This is a genomic window from Burkholderia sp. MS389 (assembly GCF_016899425.1).
GTDB classification, from domain to species: Bacteria; Pseudomonadota; Gammaproteobacteria; order Burkholderiales; family Burkholderiaceae; genus Burkholderia; species Burkholderia sola.
Genome location: NZ_CP045995.1, coordinates 1,526,587 through 1,540,608 on the forward strand (window position 1 = coordinate 1,526,587; position 14,022 = coordinate 1,540,608).

Consider the following 14,022-nt stretch of genomic DNA (forward strand, 5'->3'; position numbering starts at 1 on the left):
GCGCACGCGCCGGTTGCGTTACGCCAGTACCCGATCGCCGCTTTGCGCGGCGAACGCGCGGCCATGCCGCCGCCCGATGCGCGCGAGCACCGCGAAACAACGGGCGGCCGACCGGCCTGCGTCGGCCGATTGCCGGACGAGGCTGTCGGATACGCCGCGCGCGATCGCCGACTCGTCGCCGCACGCGCCGGCGATGACGCCCGCGTAGTAGTGCCGGGCCGCCAGTTCGCGGCCGCCCGCGTCGAGCGGCATCATTCGCCGAATACGGCGTGCGACGCGTGTCAGACCGTCCAGATACGGCGCGACGTCGATCGGCGCATCGGCCGATTCGGCGCCCAGTTGCCGCAGCATGTCGGCCAGCTCGGCGATCGCGACCAGCTCGCGCGCATCGATCGCCTGCGTGCCCGTTCCGCCTCCGGCTTTCGTCTCCGTCATGCCCACGCCCCTTTGCGATTCGTCCCGCCCCCGACGCGCACCGCGCGCGCCGCCCTGCCCGTTTCCGCTATCACGCGGCGGCCGGCGATCGCCATGAAAAGCGAATGCCCTGCGCCCACGTGACGCCGGCATCCACGATGATCTGCCGGTCGGTCTCGCTTTCCACGCCTTCGACGACGACGTGCCGCGCCCCTTCATGCGCAAACGCGATCAGCCGCCGGAACTGGTAGCGCCCGATCGCGTTGCGCTTGATCATCGACAGGATCGAGCGGTCGAGCTTCACGATGTCGGGATTGCCGACCACCAGATTGTTCAATGCACTGAAGCCGACACCGAAATCGTCGATCGCGATCCGGCACCCGGCCCGCCGGAAGCGGTACACGAACGACCGGCCCGCGACGGGGTTCAGCGGCCCCGTCTCCGTGATCTCGACGACCAGCCGCGCCGCCACCGACGGCTCGCGCTCGAGCCGCCTGAAAATCGCCAGCCACGCGTCGTCCACCACCGCACTCGCCGCCGCGACGTTGCAACCGTACACGGCGCCCGGATCGGCGCGCAGCGCATCGATCGTACGGCCGACCACCAGCCGGTCGAACCAGCGCATCAGGCCGAGCGCTTCGAGGCGCGGCAAGAAGACGAGCGGCGGCAGCGCATCGCGCTCGCCCCACCGCAACCGCGCCAGGCGTTCCTCGTACAGCACGCCGCCCGACAGGTCGGCGCGGCAGACGGGTTCGTGCGCGAATCCGAGCCGGCTTTCGACGAAACTGCGTACCGACGCAAGGTCGGGATGATCGTCGCGCGCGCCGAACACGAGATCGATTTCATCGCGATTCGCTTTCCGATTCGCCTCCTGGCGAGCTTCGACCGCATTCATCCGGCGCTCCGGCAAATGGCGAGCCGCCGATCGCGGCTCGACCTCAACACCCAGACGGAACGCGCCCACCTCGACGCGCTCCGCCGCCTACCCGGCCCATCCTGTATGTCGATTTTTTCCGGGGAGCGTACTGGTCGCTTCGGCACCGTCAAATTCGATATTTTTACGATATTCGATTACCTGAAATACACCACGCGCGCGCGATACCAACAGTGCGACAGGTTACACAACGCGAATTACAAGAACCTCAAATCCGAATCGCTTATATTTTTCATCCAGACCGTTTTATCCGAATCTTCTTTTCCCGGATTCGCTCGTCGCTCGAATCGGGGCACCGTCAATTGATCAGATAAATACTATGCGACGAAGTACCGCCCGCGCTCGATATGTCGGGGAGAAATGCCGCTCTCCGCACGTGCCGCCTCACTCTTGATACCTGCCGCCGCGCGCCATTCGATCACTGCGGCATGCAATTTCCGCGTTCCCAACGATATTGTTAAATTTCCAACAGGAATCAGTCTCGCTTAATCCATAATACCAATTTCAATTATATGAAGATTATAGATTGAAACATATTTAACAATCTTTCCAACTTGTTAACCTATAAACTTGTTTTTGACGGACTTCCCTCGGAGCCGTCAATTTCGTGCCTTCGAAAACCGTCGAACCCATCCGGTTCGTCGGTTTCTTTTTTTAACGGCATCATTTCGTCAGACATGAGGGCGGGACAAACCCGACGGCGGGAGGCGAGCGGAGCGCAACGACCGTGCGCCGCGGAACACCGGCCTCAGGCGGCCGGCGCGCCGATCAGGTTCGCGAGCAGCGCGTCGTACTCGGCGACGAGCGCCGGATTCGCCGACGTGTAACGGCGAAGGATCTCGCGCTGGCGTCGCGCATACGCTTGCCAGTCGTCGTCGTGCGTATGCAGCGCGCGCAGCAGCGCATCGGCGCCCTGCTGCACGTCGTTGTCCGGATAGTAGTAGCCGAGATCGGGCGCGAGACTCGCGTTGTGCACGAGCGGATAACCCTGCCAGCACACGTCGAAATAGAAATAGTTCAGCGGGTTCGACCATTGATGCGACACGACGATATCGGTCAGGTCGGCCAGGAACAGCGGCGTATCGAAACGCCCGACGAAGCTCGCCTTGCCCGCGCGCACGATATCCAGGTAGTTCATCAGCATCACGAACTCGGGGCTGTCGTGCGCGAGGCGATCTGCGTTCGTCACGTGCGTGAAGCAGATCGCGTCGGGGTCGCGGCGATACGCCTCGTCGATGATCAGCATCGGATACACGCAGAACTTCACGACGTTGTGGTTCGGCTCCATCACCGTGAGCCGCTTGCCGGGCTCGCTGCGCGGCCGGTATTCGCCGTGCTCGGGCAGCGACTGTGCGCGTTCGGTCAGGAACATCGGATCCCACACGAACGGCACCACGCGTCCCGGACAGCGGCGCAGCGACTGCAGGAACGGCAGCGACGACGGCGCGATCTGCGGAATCGCCCACACCTCGTCGTAGCCGCGGTTGATGAACAGCGAATCCCACAGCCGGCGGCCGAACAGCATCGACTCCATCGCGTTGATGTACTCGACGCCGCAGCAATAGCTGACGAGCTTCGCGCCGCGCGCTTTCAGGTAGGCCGTCTGCTCGCCGTCGATCTGCCCGCCAAGCTCGATCACCACGTCGAGCGCGTCCTTCATGTCGGCGAACGCGCGCGTGTCGTACACGCTGCGATCCCACGGCAGCGCGTCGGTCAGCGGCACGTCGGTCGTGTTGACCAGCGTCACGTGGTAGCTGTGCGGCGACGCCATCAGCAGTTTCGCGAGGAACAGCGCGTTCTGCTTGATGCCGTTGATCCACAGGCTTTCGTCGGGGGCACGCAATCCGATCGTGATACCGATGCGCAGGCCGGTCAGGACAGGAGACGTCATCGTCGGCGGGATGGAAGATTGAACGGGGATGGCTAGGCGCAGTGTAGCGCGCGACGCGCCGCCCGCGTCAAGCGGCGGCAATCCGGCATTCTAGCGGAGCGCCGGCCGCACACTGTCAGGGATGGTCAGCGCCGCCACCGGCAGCGCCAATCCGTCCGACCGTCATGCGACACTCGTGCCGCCCGGCGGCCGGTTTTCTCGCGGCATTCGAGCGGGCAGCGTGCGACTTCGTCGCACCGCCATCGATCGGTCAACGCGACGCGCCGGGCGGATGCCACCGGCCGGCCCGTCGTCGCTTAGGTTGCCGTCGTCAGATCGCCGCGATCGTCGGCGCCACGGCCGCCGGATCGGTGATGCTCGGCTTGCCGGTTTCGACGTGACCCGCGATGCGGCGCGTCCAGCCGGCATTGCCCGCCACGGTGAACTGCAGGTCGTACCAGTGGCTGCTGCACGACAGGTCCCAGTGCGCTTCGACGCGCTGCCCGGCCGGGACCGTCAGCGTGCGCGCCGCGCCGCCGTATGCGACATCGGTTGCCGTGACCGTGAGCGGGCCTGTGCCGGCATTGGCGATCGTCACGTAGACATCGCCGTTCGCGGTGTCGTAGCACGGCGTGATTTCAGGCTTGGCAGCGCCATCCGCGGCGGCCGAACCCGCGAAGCGCCGGAAATAGCCGTTCGGCCCCCACACGCTCGCCAGGTAGTTGCCGTTCGCATCGAGCGCCCACGTATCGGTCAACTGCTTGCCCGCTTCAACCGTATAGCGGCGCGGCATCGCGGTGGGATCGCCCGTATAGACCCAGAAGTGCGCGCCTTGCGTGCCGGTATTCGCGAACGTCAGCGCATAGCCTTGCGCCTGCAGCTGGCCGGTCACGTGCAATTCGTACGGCAGCGCGCGCGCCGGCCGCGTGCCGGGTTCCTGCGCGGTCACGACCTGCTGCGCGGTGCTGGCCGGCGCGGTCTGCGACGACGCGCGCGAGCATTGCAGGTCTGCCTGCGCGACATATGCCTGCGTGCTCGGCAGGGTCGGCAGCGTCGCATCCGACTTCGAGAAGTCGAGCGCCGACGTCAGGTCGCCGCAGATCGCGCGACGCCACGGCGAGATGTTGGTCTCCATCACGCCGAAGCGCTTCTCGATGAATTGCAGCACCGACGTGTGATCGAACACCTGCGAGCACACGAAGCCGCCCTTCGACCACGGCGACACGACGAACATCGGCACGCGCGGGCCGAGGCCGTACGGCAGGTTGTCGGCCGTATAGGTGCCGGCTTGCGTCGCAGTCACGACGTTGTGCCGCTCGAGCGATACGTCCACGGTGCTCATGCCCGAGCCCGGCAGCGTCGGCGCCGACGGCGGCACGACATGGTCGAAGAAGCCGTCGTTCTCGTCGTACATGATCAGCAGGACGGTCTTGCTCCACACGTCCGGATTGGACGTCAGCGCATCGAGGATCGTCGACAGGTAGTACGCGCCGTACAGCGGCGTGAACTTCGGATGCTCGGAATACGCGGCCGGCGGCAGCAGCCACGACACCTGCGGCAGCGCATTCGCCTGCACGTCGGCCTTCAGCTGCGTGATCGGACGCGTGCTCATCCCGCGCGTCTGCAACGACGACCCGGCCGGCGCGTTCACGAAGTTGTCGAAGCACGCCAGCATGTTCGTGCCGTAGTTGCCGGTGAAATTGTCGAACCCGGTGCCCTGCTGATAGATCTGCCACGAGATACCGGCTTTTTCGAGCCGCTCCGGGTAGGTCGTCCAGTTGAAGGGCGGTAGCTGGACCTTGTCGAACGGGTTGTCGATGTAGTCGGTGTTGTCGAGCAGCGGGCCGCCGCCCGTGCCGAGCGGATCGACCATGCCCGTCATCAGGTACATGCGGTTCGGGTGCGTGTTGCCCGGGATCGAGCAGAAGTAGTTGTCGCACACCGTGAACGCATCCGCGAGCGCGTAGTGGAACGGGATGTCGTCGCGAACGTGATAGCCCATCGTCATGTTCGACTTCTGCACGGCCCACTGGTCCGCGCGACCGTTGTCGATCGCGCCGTGCGTCGTCGCCCACGTATGCGGCAGGCCGCCGATACATTGCGCGTTGACGCCCGGATTGGTCGTATCGTAGCGAAACGGTGCGATCACGCTCGACTTGTCTTCCTGGCGCGGCTGGAACCACACCGGCTTGCCGTTCGGCAGCGTGACCGGGAAGCGGTCGTTGTAGCCGCGCACGCCGCTTAGATGTCCGAGGTAGTGGTCGAACGAGCGGTTCTCCTGCATGAACACGACGATGTGCTGCACATCCTGGATCGTGCCTGTCACGGTGTTCGGCTCGATCGCCAGCGCCTTGCGGATCGATTCCGGCAGCAGTGCGGTGGCGGCGGTCGCGCCGGCGAGGCCGGCCGAGAACTTCAGAAAATCGCGTCGCGAATGGATGGCCATGCTGGTTGCTCTTGATGGGATTTCTGGTGGAAACGGCCGGTATCAGGAAGCGGGCGACGAAGCAGGCGCGGTGAAACCCGGCGGGCAGCGCATCTGCGCGGTGGCGACCACGGCGCCGCCACACGCGGCCTTCTGCTGCGCGACGGGCGCGGCGGGTGCGGTCAGGTCGTCGTTGCAGGCGCCGAGGACGGCGGTCAGCATGACCAGGCCGACGACCGCGAAAGGCCGTAGGGCCGACGTTCGCATAACGGTTCTCCGTGAGGATGATGACGTGACGCGGACGCGAAGCCGCGCCGGTCATATCGACGCCGAGATGCTATGTTCGACTTGTGACACGACGGTGTCGCGCGACAGGGGCCGACGCGCATGCAAATCACCGCGTTGATGCGGAAATGACAGGTGCGCCATCGGCTGGCCCTTTTTCGAACCGTTACATCGTCCACCGTCCGGTTTCAATCGCCGCCTCCATCATTTTGATGGTGAGCGGACGCTCCAGTATTTTGTCCCTGGCGTCGGCGCTAAATGGCGACCTGAATACCGCCATCAAGAATCGACTCATTCCCAGTTTCCGCGCAGGATAATAATAATCAATGTCGAAACCGGAAATATCGACACCAAACGTTTCCGAAAATCTCCGCATCAATCTCAACATGGCCCTGTCGGAAATTTCAAGATCGATGCAGAGATCCGTGTCCTCGGTAATCTCGAGTTCGCCCCATAGTGGCGAATCGGCCTCATCCCGCACCATCTCCATCAGACGACCGTCCATTAAAAGCGATCCTCCTGCTTGACCAAGCCATTGTACGTGACTGTCGAGCGATACATGATGACTGATATATCGATAGCGGTAATGATCCAGCCGACCACCGGCACGGCCCGACCGACAAAGGCGCCGAGCTCCCGGGTAAATTTGATCTTGAGCAGCAGGAGGCTCCTGAATGACGTTACCGTCGGCAGAATTTTGTACTTGATTTCATAGGGCAACACTTTTCTCGATACCCTGGATGCGATCGAAGTCCCCTTAACCGCTCCGCCGAATTTCCCTCGGGTCGGCACGAACCTCTGACCTAACAAAATCATTGCGATCCCGACAGCATCATCGATACCCAATTCATCACAGGCCACGTCGATGACAATCAGGCAGAAAAGTTCTGGCGGGTAAGGTCGATATGAATTCCGTATTTATATTTGTTCGCCATCTCAGTCTTTCTCTCGGCTACATTGCGCAGGACACTGGCCCGCACATCCCGGCGATTACGCTAACGCAACCATGTCGCGCACGGGCGGAAACGCGCAGCCGTTTCTCCAATCGAGCCGGACTTTCCGGGCACTCCGGAAAGCAGTCGCGATCGCGTGCGGCCTTTCTTCACAAGAGGAAGCAGGCAGCGCGTTTTGGCGAAGAAGTTGGACAGCCCGGTTTCGATCTTTGAACAACTGTTGCAATGGGCAAGCAAACCGGCCGGGGCAAAGTAGCGCGGGTCGAGCGCGCCGGTCACCGGCGAGAATCCGGGATTATTCAAAAATCTTGAAGATGCGACACGCAAATTATTTGTTTTTTTCTATGCGCGACGAGAGCGACGATCACTGCACAAGAATGCGATGTCGTCCTGATGAAAGGCACATCAGGTATTCGCAGCCGGATCGCGTCGGGGACGCCCGGATAATGCGGGGCACGACGGCCCGTGCGTGAGAGCCGGCAACGGCCCTCACGTGTATGCAACGCTCAGCCTTCCGCCATCATCAGCAACTGCGCACCGTCCGCGACCTGATCGCCGACGCCGTACAGCACTTCCGCGACGACACCCGCGCTCGGCGCGCCGATCGTATGCTCCATCTTCATCGCTTCCATCACGATCAGCGGCGTACCGGCTTCGACCTTCTGGCCCGGCTCGACCAGCACCGCGATCACCTTGCCGGGCATCGGCGCGGTCAGGCGGCCGCCGCCCTGCTCCGCGTCGCCCGCATGCGCAAGCAGGTTGCGCCATTCGAACGTCTCGGCCGCGCCCTGCGTGAACACGTGGAACGTGTCGCCGTCCGCATACACGCGGCCGCTGCTGCGCACGCCGCCCAGCGTCACGTCGAAATCGAGCGGCGTGGCGCCGCGCGTCCATGCGAACGGTTGCGCCGCCGCGTCGCCGATCGCGATGCGCGTGCCGGCGCCGTCGTGCTCGTACGTGACCGTCACGTCCGCTTCGCGCTCGGTCGCGTGCCATTCGAGCGTGCGGCGATAGCCGCCGTTCAGCCGCCAGTCCGGCAGCGAACACCACGGCCACGCACCTTCCTGCGCGGCGGCGCCACGCTCGCGTGCGAGCAGCGCGGCACATGCGAGTGCGAGCGTCGCACGCGGCGGCTGTTGCGGCGCGAACAGCGCCTCGTGGTTGCGCTCGATCAGACCCGTGTCGAGATCGGGGATCGCGAACGGCTCGCACGCAACGATCCGCTGCAGGAACGCGGCGTTGGTGTGCAGGCCGACCACTTCGCACGCGCGCAGCGCACGCTGCATCAGGCCCAGCGCTTCCGCGCGATCCGCGCCGTGCACGATCAGCTTCGCGATCATCGGATCGTAGAACGGTGTGATCGCATCGCCTTCGCGCACGCCGCTGTCGACGCGCACCGCTGCCCCGATGTCGAATTCGACGCCTGCCGGCAGCCGCAGATGCTTCAGCGTACCCGTCGACGGCAGGAAGCCGCGCGCGGGGTTCTCCGCGTACAGGCGCGCCTCGAGCGCATGACCGTGCACGCGCAGTTCCTCCTGCTTCAGCGGTAGCGGTTCGCCCGACGCGACGCGCAATTGCCATTCGACGAGATCGAACCCCGTGACCATCTCGGTCACCGGATGCTCGACCTGCAGGCGCGTGTTCATCTCCATGAAGTAGAACGCTTCGCCCGTCATGATGAACTCGACGGTGCCCGCACCGACGTAGCCCACCGCGCGCGCGGCCGCGACGGCCGCCTCGCCCATCGCCTGGCGCACGTCCGCATGCAAACCCGGTGCCGGCGCTTCCTCGAGCACCTTCTGGTGACGACGCTGCACCGAGCAGTCGCGATCGAACAGGTAGACGGTATTGCCGTGCGTGTCGCCGAACACCTGCACTTCGACGTGGCGCGGGCGCATCAGGTATTTCTCGATCAGCACGCGGTCGTTGCCGAAGCTGCTCGCGGCTTCGCGCTGGCACGACGCGAGCGCCGCCGGGAAATCGTCGGAGCGTTCGACCACGCGCATCCCCTTGCCGCCACCGCCTGCGCTCGCCTTCAGCAGCACCGGGTAGCCGATCCGATCGGCTTCGCCATGCAGGTTGGCCGCGTCCTGGTCGTCGCCGTGATAGCCGGGCACGAGCGGCACGGCGGCCGCGTGCATCAGCGCCTTCGCGGCAGCCTTCGAGCCCATCGCCGCGATCGCGTCGACCGGCGGCCCGATGAACACGATGCCGGCCTCTTCGCACGCGTGCGCGAAATCTTCGTTCTCCGACAGAAAGCCGTAGCCGGGGTGAATCGCCTGCGCACCGGTCGCGCGCGCGGCGTCGATGATGCGCTCGATGCGCAGGTAGCTGTCTGCCGCGGCCGAGCCGCCGATATGCACGGCCTCGTCGCACGCGGCCACGTGTTTCGCGTTCGCATCCGCGTCGGAATAGACGGCGACGCTCGCGATCCCGAGACGTTTGCACGTCGCAGCGACGCGGCACGCGATTTCGCCGCGGTTGGCGATCAGAATCTTGTCGAACATGGCTTCGATGTCGTCCGGAAGGTTGAGGTCACGCAATCATTCACGCCACGACGGCGTGCGCTTTTCGAGGAAGGACGCGATCCCTTCGCGCGCTTCCGCACCGGCGCGGGTCTTCGCGATCCAGTCGGCGGTCTGCTCGATCAGCGTCGCGTCGAGCGCGCGCCCGGCCACGTCGGCGACGAGCCGCTTGCACGCCTTCACGGCGTCGGGGCCGTTCGCGACGAGCGTCGCAGCCAGCTTCGCGACCGTTTCGTCGAGCGCGTCGGCCGGCACCGCGTCGTGAATGAAGCCGAGCGATGCGGCGCGCGCGCTGTCGAACACTTCGGCCGTCGTGAAGTAGCGGCGCGCCGCGCGCTCGCCCATCGCACGGATGACGTACGGCGCGATCGTCGCGGGAATCAGCCCGAGCCGCGCTTCCGACAGGCAGAACTTCGCGCCGTCCGCGGCGATCGCGATGTCGGCCGCCGCGACGAGGCCCACGCCGCCCGCATACGCGTCGCCATGCACGCGCGCGATCACCGGCTTGCCGCAGCGATGAATCGCTTCGAGCATCCGCGCGAGCTTGCGCGCATCGGCGCGGTTCTCGTCGTCCGAGTAACCGGCCATCTTCTTCATCCAGTTCAGGTCCGCGCCCGCGCAGAACGCGGCGCCTTCCGCGGCGAGCACGATCGCGCGCACGCCTTCGTGCGCATCGAGCCATTCGAACGCGGTGGTCAGCTCGGCGATCGTCGTCTCGTTGAACGCATTGCGCACGTCGGGACGCGCGAGCGTGACGGTCGCCACGCGGCCGGCTTCGCTAACCTTGATCGTTTCGTATCGCATCGGTCGGTCCTCCCGGGCGTTACATGCGGAACACGCCGAAGCGCGTGTCGTCGATCGGCGCGTTCATCGACGCGGCGAGGCCGAGCCCGAGCACGTCGCGCGTCTGCGCGGGGTCGATCACGCCGTCGTCCCACAGCCGGGCGCTCGCGTAATACGGATGGCCCTGGCGCTCGTACTGGTCGCGAATCGGCTGCTTGAACGCATCTTCTTCCTCGGGCGACCACGAACCGCCCTTCGCTTCGATGCCGTCGCGGCGCACGGTCGCGAGCACCGACGCGGCCTGTTCGCCGCCCATCACCGAGATCCGGGCATTCGGCCACATCCACAGGAAACGCGGGCCGAACGCGCGGCCGCACATTCCGTAGTTGCCGGCGCCGAACGAGCCGCCGATGATCACCGTGAACTTCGGCACCTTCGCGTTCGACACGGCCGTCACCATCTTCGCGCCATGCCGTGCGATGCCTTCGTTCTCGTACTTGCGGCCGACCATGAAGCCCGTGATGTTCTGCAGGAACACGAGCGGGATCTTGCGCTGGCAGCACAGCTCGATGAAATGCGCGCCCTTCACGGCCGATTCGGAAAACAGGATGCCGTTGTTCGCGACGATCCCCACCGGATGGCCCCAGATGTGCGCGAAGCCGGTGACGAGCGTCGTGCCGAAGCGCGCCTTGAATTCGTCGAATTCGGAATCGTCGACGATGCGCGCGATCACCTCGCGCACGTCGAACGGCTTGCGCGTATCGACCGGAATCACGCCGTACAGGCTCTTCGCGTCGTAGCGCGGCGGCTTCGGCTCGCGCAGCGCGACCGGCGGCGCGATCTTCGGCGCGAGGTGGCCGACGATGTTGCGCGCGATCGACAGCGCATGCGCGTCGTTCTGCGCGAGATGGTCGGCCACGCCCGACAGGCGCGTATGCACGTCGCCGCCGCCGAGATCCTCGGCGCTCACTTCCTCGCCGGTCGCGGCCTTCACGAGCGGCGGCCCGCCGAGGAAAATCGTGCCCTGGTCCTTCACGATGATCGACTCGTCGCTCATCGCCGGCACATACGCGCCGCCGGCCGTGCACGAACCCATCACGACGGCGATCTGCGCGATCCCCGCCGCCGACATCGTCGCCTGGTTGAAGAAGATGCGGCCGAAGTGATCGCGATCGGGAAACACGTCGTCCTGGTTCGGCAGGTTCGCGCCACCCGAATCGACGAGGTACACGCACGGCAGCCGGTTTTCCGCGGCGATTTCCTGCGCGCGCACGTGCTTCTTCACGGTGATCGGGTAGTAGGTGCCGCCCTTGACCGTCGCGTCGTTGCACACGATCACGCATTCGCGGCCGGCAATGCGGCCGATGCCGGTGATGACGCCCGCGCCCGGCGCGTCGTCGTTGTACATGCCGTTCGCGGCGAGTTGCGAGAACTCGAGGAACGGCGCGCCCGGATCGAGCAGTTGCGCGATGCGATCGCGCGGCAGCAGCTTGCCGCGCGACAGGTGCTTGTCGCGCGCGGCCTGGCCGCCGCCTTGCGCGAGCTGTTCGATCTTCGCGCGCAGGTCGGCGACGACCGCCTCGAGCGCGGCGGCATTCGCGCGGAAGTCTTCCGAACGCGGGTTCAGTTTCGATTCGATGATCGGCATCGACGGGGCTCCGTTCGCGTGACGTAGGGCGTTACATCGTTTCCGCGAACAGCTCGCGGCCGATCAGCATCCGGCGGATCTCGCTCGTGCCGGCGCCGATCTCGTACAGCTTCGCATCGCGCCACAGGCGGCCGACCGGGTATTCGTTGATGTAGCCGTTGCCGCCGAGGATCTGGATCGCCTCGCCGGCCATCCACGTCGCCTTCTCGGCCGTGTAGAGGATCACGCCCGCGCAGTCCTTGCGCACCTGGCGAATGTGGTCGCTGCCCGCCGAGTCGAGATGGCGGCCGACTGCGTACAGATACGCGCGGCACGCCTGGAACGTGGTGTACATGTCGGCGACCTTGCCCTGGATCAGCTGGAATTCGCCGATCGACTGGCCGAACTGCTTGCGATCGTGGATATACGGCACCACCGCGTCGAGACACGCGGCCATGATGCCCGTCGGGCCGCCCGACAGCACCGCGCGCTCGTAGTCGAGGCCGCTCATCAGCACCTTCACGCCGCCGTTCAACTGGCCGAGGATGTTCTCTTCCGGCACCTCGACGTCCTGGAACACGAGCTCGCCCGTGTGCGAACCGCGCATGCCGAGCTTGTCGAGCTTCTGCGCGACCGAGAAGCCCTTCATCCCCTTCTCGACGATGAATGCGGTGATGCCGCGCGAATTCGCTTCGACGTCCGTCTTCGCGTAGACGACGAGCGTGTCGCAGTCGGGGCCGTTGGTGATCCACATCTTCGTGCCGTTGAGCACGTAGCGATCGCCGCGCTTGTCCGCGCGCAGCTTCATGCTGACGACGTCGGAGCCGGCGTTCGGCTCGCTCATCGCGAGCGCGCCGATGTGTTCGCCGGACACGAGCTTCGGCAGGTATTTCCGCTTTTGCGCTTCGGTGCCGTTGCGGTGGATCTGGTTCACGCACAGGTTCGAGTGCGCGCCGTACGACAGGCCGATCGACGCCGATGCGCGCGAGATCTCCTCCATCGCGACCATGTGCGCGGTGTAGCCCAGGTTCGCGCCGCCGTATTCCTCGGAGACGGTCATGCCGAGCACGCCGAGATCGCCGAACTTCTTCCACAGATCCATCGGGAACTGGTCGGTGCGGTCGACCTCCGCCGCGCGCGGCGTGATTTCCTTCGCCGCAAACGTCGCGACGGCATCGCGCAGCATCTCGATGTCTTCACCGAGCATGAATTGCACGCCGGGCAGGTTGATCATGTCTCCTCCGTCTTCCAGAAAGTGTGTCGCACTCACCGATTTCTGAGTTTCGCTCAAATCGAATGAATACGGGTATTCATTGACCAATGCAGCGGAAATTTTGCACAGTTTCGCGCCTCGCCGGGTTCGGCGTCAATAGTTTTCTGAGTGATACTCAGATATGATGCGAGCATGACAGCCGCTCCCGCCGACACCATGACCGCCACCGCCAAAGCCGACCGCGCCGACACGCCGCGCGCACCCGCCGGGCGCAAATCCCAGCAGCGCGTGCAGGACATTCTGCGCGCCGGCCGTGAAGTGTTCGCCGAAAAGGGTTACGAGCATGCGACGGCCGCCGAGATCGCGCAGCGCGTGGGCGTATCGGAGGCGACGGTGTTCAGCTATTTCCGCGGCAAGCGCGAGCTGTGCGCGCGAGTGATCGCCGACTGGTACGACGAAATCATCGCCGCGTTCGAACACGGGATGCCGCGGGACGCATCGGTGCAGCAGCAGTTCGCGTTCATCGTGCGCACGCACCTGCGGCTGATGCTCGTGAACGGGACGGGGCTGTGCGCGCTGGTGCTGTCGGAAGGCCGCGCGAAGCAGCATGCGCTGAGCGACGAACTCACCGCGCTGCAGCGCCGCTACACGGCGCCGCTGATGGACGTGCTCGCGCGCGGCCAGGCGGCCGGGCAGGTTCGCGCCGATCTGCCGCTGAGCCTGCTGCGCTCGATGGTGTTCGGCCCGATGGAGCATGTGCTGTGGGATGCGATCCTCGGGCACCGCAAGCTCGATACGGAAACGACGGCCACGCAGTTGATCGACATGCTGTGGGCCGCGATGCAGCCGCCGGCGCCGGAGCAGGCGGCGTTGGTGCGCTTCAGGAATGAAGTGGCGGAAGCGGTGCGGCGGCTGGAAGGGGAAGCGTCACGCGCGTGACGCGGATGAGCAGCGCGGCGACCGCCTCGCCGCAGCCTCTGCGCCGTCGCTCAC

General features: G+C 65.3%; 13 protein-coding genes. 2 read left to right on the forward strand and 11 right to left on the reverse strand.

What is annotated here, in order from left to right:
* Window positions 1–18: 18 nt before the first annotated feature.
* Window positions 19–435, reverse strand: coding sequence for a hypothetical protein (locus GJG85_RS23195; RefSeq protein ID WP_050016199.1), 417 nt, complete (start codon window positions 433–435; stop codon window positions 19–21).
* A gap of 70 nt (window positions 436–505) precedes the next feature.
* The gene (locus tag GJG85_RS23200; protein WP_050016204.1) at window positions 506–1,309 is read right to left on the reverse strand and encodes an EAL domain-containing protein; all 804 of its coding nucleotides are present in this window, start codon (window positions 1,307–1,309) and stop codon (window positions 506–508) included.
* On the opposite strand from GJG85_RS23200, the gene GJG85_RS23205 reads away from it, so the two are divergent.
* Window positions 1,223–1,654: a hypothetical protein gene (locus tag GJG85_RS23205; protein WP_162484456.1), complete on the forward strand. Its 432-nt coding sequence runs from the start codon at window positions 1,223–1,225 to the stop codon at window positions 1,652–1,654. The two genes, GJG85_RS23200 and GJG85_RS23205, sit on opposite strands and share 87 nt — an antisense overlap.
* 442 nt (window positions 1,655–2,096) lie before the next feature.
* On the opposite strand, the gene GJG85_RS23210 is transcribed toward GJG85_RS23205, so the two are convergent.
* The 9 genes from GJG85_RS23210 to GJG85_RS23250 all read right to left on the reverse strand — a co-directional run bounded on the left by GJG85_RS23210 (window position 2,097) and on the right by GJG85_RS23250 (window position 13,050).
* Window positions 2,097–3,239, reverse strand: a complete 1,143-nt coding sequence (locus GJG85_RS23210) for a DUF2827 domain-containing protein (RefSeq protein ID WP_050016206.1) — start codon at window positions 3,237–3,239, stop codon at window positions 2,097–2,099.
* A gap of 310 nt (window positions 3,240–3,549) precedes the next feature.
* Window positions 3,550–5,664: a phospholipase C, phosphocholine-specific gene (locus tag GJG85_RS23215; protein WP_050016208.1), complete on the reverse strand. Its 2,115-nt coding sequence runs from the start codon at window positions 5,662–5,664 to the stop codon at window positions 3,550–3,552.
* Window positions 5,665–5,706: 42 nt separating this feature from the next.
* Window positions 5,707–5,865, reverse strand: a complete 159-nt coding sequence (locus tag GJG85_RS23220; RefSeq protein WP_235356265.1) for a hypothetical protein — start codon at window positions 5,863–5,865, stop codon at window positions 5,707–5,709.
* Between the two features lie 229 nt (window positions 5,866–6,094).
* A complete protein-coding gene (locus tag GJG85_RS23225; protein WP_050016211.1) occupies window positions 6,095–6,433 on the reverse strand; it encodes a DUF1493 family protein in 339 nt (112 codons plus the stop codon).
* Window positions 6,433–6,789 (reverse strand): STM2901 family protein, encoded by a 357-nt coding sequence (locus GJG85_RS23230; RefSeq protein ID WP_235356266.1) that lies wholly within the window; start codon window positions 6,787–6,789, stop codon window positions 6,433–6,435. Before GJG85_RS23230 ends, GJG85_RS23225 begins: the two co-directional genes overlap by 1 nt.
* Before the next feature lie 598 nt (window positions 6,790–7,387).
* Window positions 7,388–9,388 (reverse strand): acetyl/propionyl/methylcrotonyl-CoA carboxylase subunit alpha, encoded by a 2,001-nt coding sequence (locus GJG85_RS23235; RefSeq protein ID WP_204383873.1) that lies wholly within the window; start codon window positions 9,386–9,388, stop codon window positions 7,388–7,390.
* A gap of 36 nt (window positions 9,389–9,424) precedes the next feature.
* On the reverse strand, window positions 9,425–10,210 hold the full coding sequence (locus tag GJG85_RS23240) for an enoyl-CoA hydratase/isomerase family protein (protein WP_124595029.1): 786 nt from the start codon (window positions 10,208–10,210) through the stop codon (window positions 9,425–9,427).
* A gap of 19 nt (window positions 10,211–10,229) precedes the next feature.
* The gene (locus GJG85_RS23245) at window positions 10,230–11,837 is read right to left on the reverse strand and encodes a carboxyl transferase domain-containing protein (RefSeq protein WP_050016221.1); all 1,608 of its coding nucleotides are present in this window, start codon (window positions 11,835–11,837) and stop codon (window positions 10,230–10,232) included.
* 31 nt (window positions 11,838–11,868) lie between these two features.
* Window positions 11,869–13,050: an isovaleryl-CoA dehydrogenase gene (locus tag GJG85_RS23250; protein ID WP_050016222.1), complete on the reverse strand. Its 1,182-nt coding sequence runs from the start codon at window positions 13,048–13,050 to the stop codon at window positions 11,869–11,871.
* A gap of 171 nt (window positions 13,051–13,221) precedes the next feature.
* On the opposite strand from GJG85_RS23250, the gene GJG85_RS23255 reads away from it, so the two are divergent.
* Window positions 13,222–13,968 (forward strand): TetR/AcrR family transcriptional regulator, encoded by a 747-nt coding sequence (locus tag GJG85_RS23255; RefSeq protein WP_050016225.1) that lies wholly within the window; start codon window positions 13,222–13,224, stop codon window positions 13,966–13,968.
* The last annotated feature ends 54 nt before the right edge of the window (window positions 13,969–14,022 follow it).

Bases quoted from the DNA above. Each gene is read 5' to 3' on its own strand.
- GJG85_RS23220 (WP_235356265.1), bottom strand. From the start codon at position 5,865: ATGCTGACCGCCGTCCTCGGCGCCTGCAACGACGACCTGACCGCACCC.
- GJG85_RS23225 (WP_050016211.1), bottom strand. From the start codon at position 6,433: ATGGACGGTCGTCTGATGGAGATGGTGCGGGATGAGGCCGATTCGCCA.
- GJG85_RS23200 (WP_050016204.1), bottom strand. From the start codon at position 1,309: ATGAATGCGGTCGAAGCTCGCCAGGAGGCGAATCGGAAAGCGAATCGC.
- GJG85_RS23255 (WP_050016225.1), top strand. From the start codon at position 13,222: ATGACAGCCGCTCCCGCCGACACCATGACCGCCACCGCCAAAGCCGAC.
- GJG85_RS23195 (WP_050016199.1), bottom strand. From the start codon at position 435: ATGACGGAGACGAAAGCCGGAGGCGGAACGGGCACGCAGGCGATCGAT.
- GJG85_RS23240 (WP_124595029.1), bottom strand. From the start codon at position 10,210: ATGCGATACGAAACGATCAAGGTTAGCGAAGCCGGCCGCGTGGCGACC.
- GJG85_RS23215 (WP_050016208.1), bottom strand. From the start codon at position 5,664: ATGGCCATCCATTCGCGACGCGATTTTCTGAAGTTCTCGGCCGGCCTC.
- GJG85_RS23205 (WP_162484456.1), top strand. From the start codon at position 1,223: ATGATCGTCGCGCGCGCCGAACACGAGATCGATTTCATCGCGATTCGC.
- GJG85_RS23210 (WP_050016206.1), bottom strand. From the start codon at position 3,239: ATGACGTCTCCTGTCCTGACCGGCCTGCGCATCGGTATCACGATCGGA.
- GJG85_RS23245 (WP_050016221.1), bottom strand. From the start codon at position 11,837: ATGCCGATCATCGAATCGAAACTGAACCCGCGTTCGGAAGACTTCCGC.
- GJG85_RS23235 (WP_204383873.1), bottom strand. From the start codon at position 9,388: ATGTTCGACAAGATTCTGATCGCCAACCGCGGCGAAATCGCGTGCCGC.
- GJG85_RS23250 (WP_050016222.1), bottom strand. From the start codon at position 13,050: ATGATCAACCTGCCCGGCGTGCAATTCATGCTCGGTGAAGACATCGAG.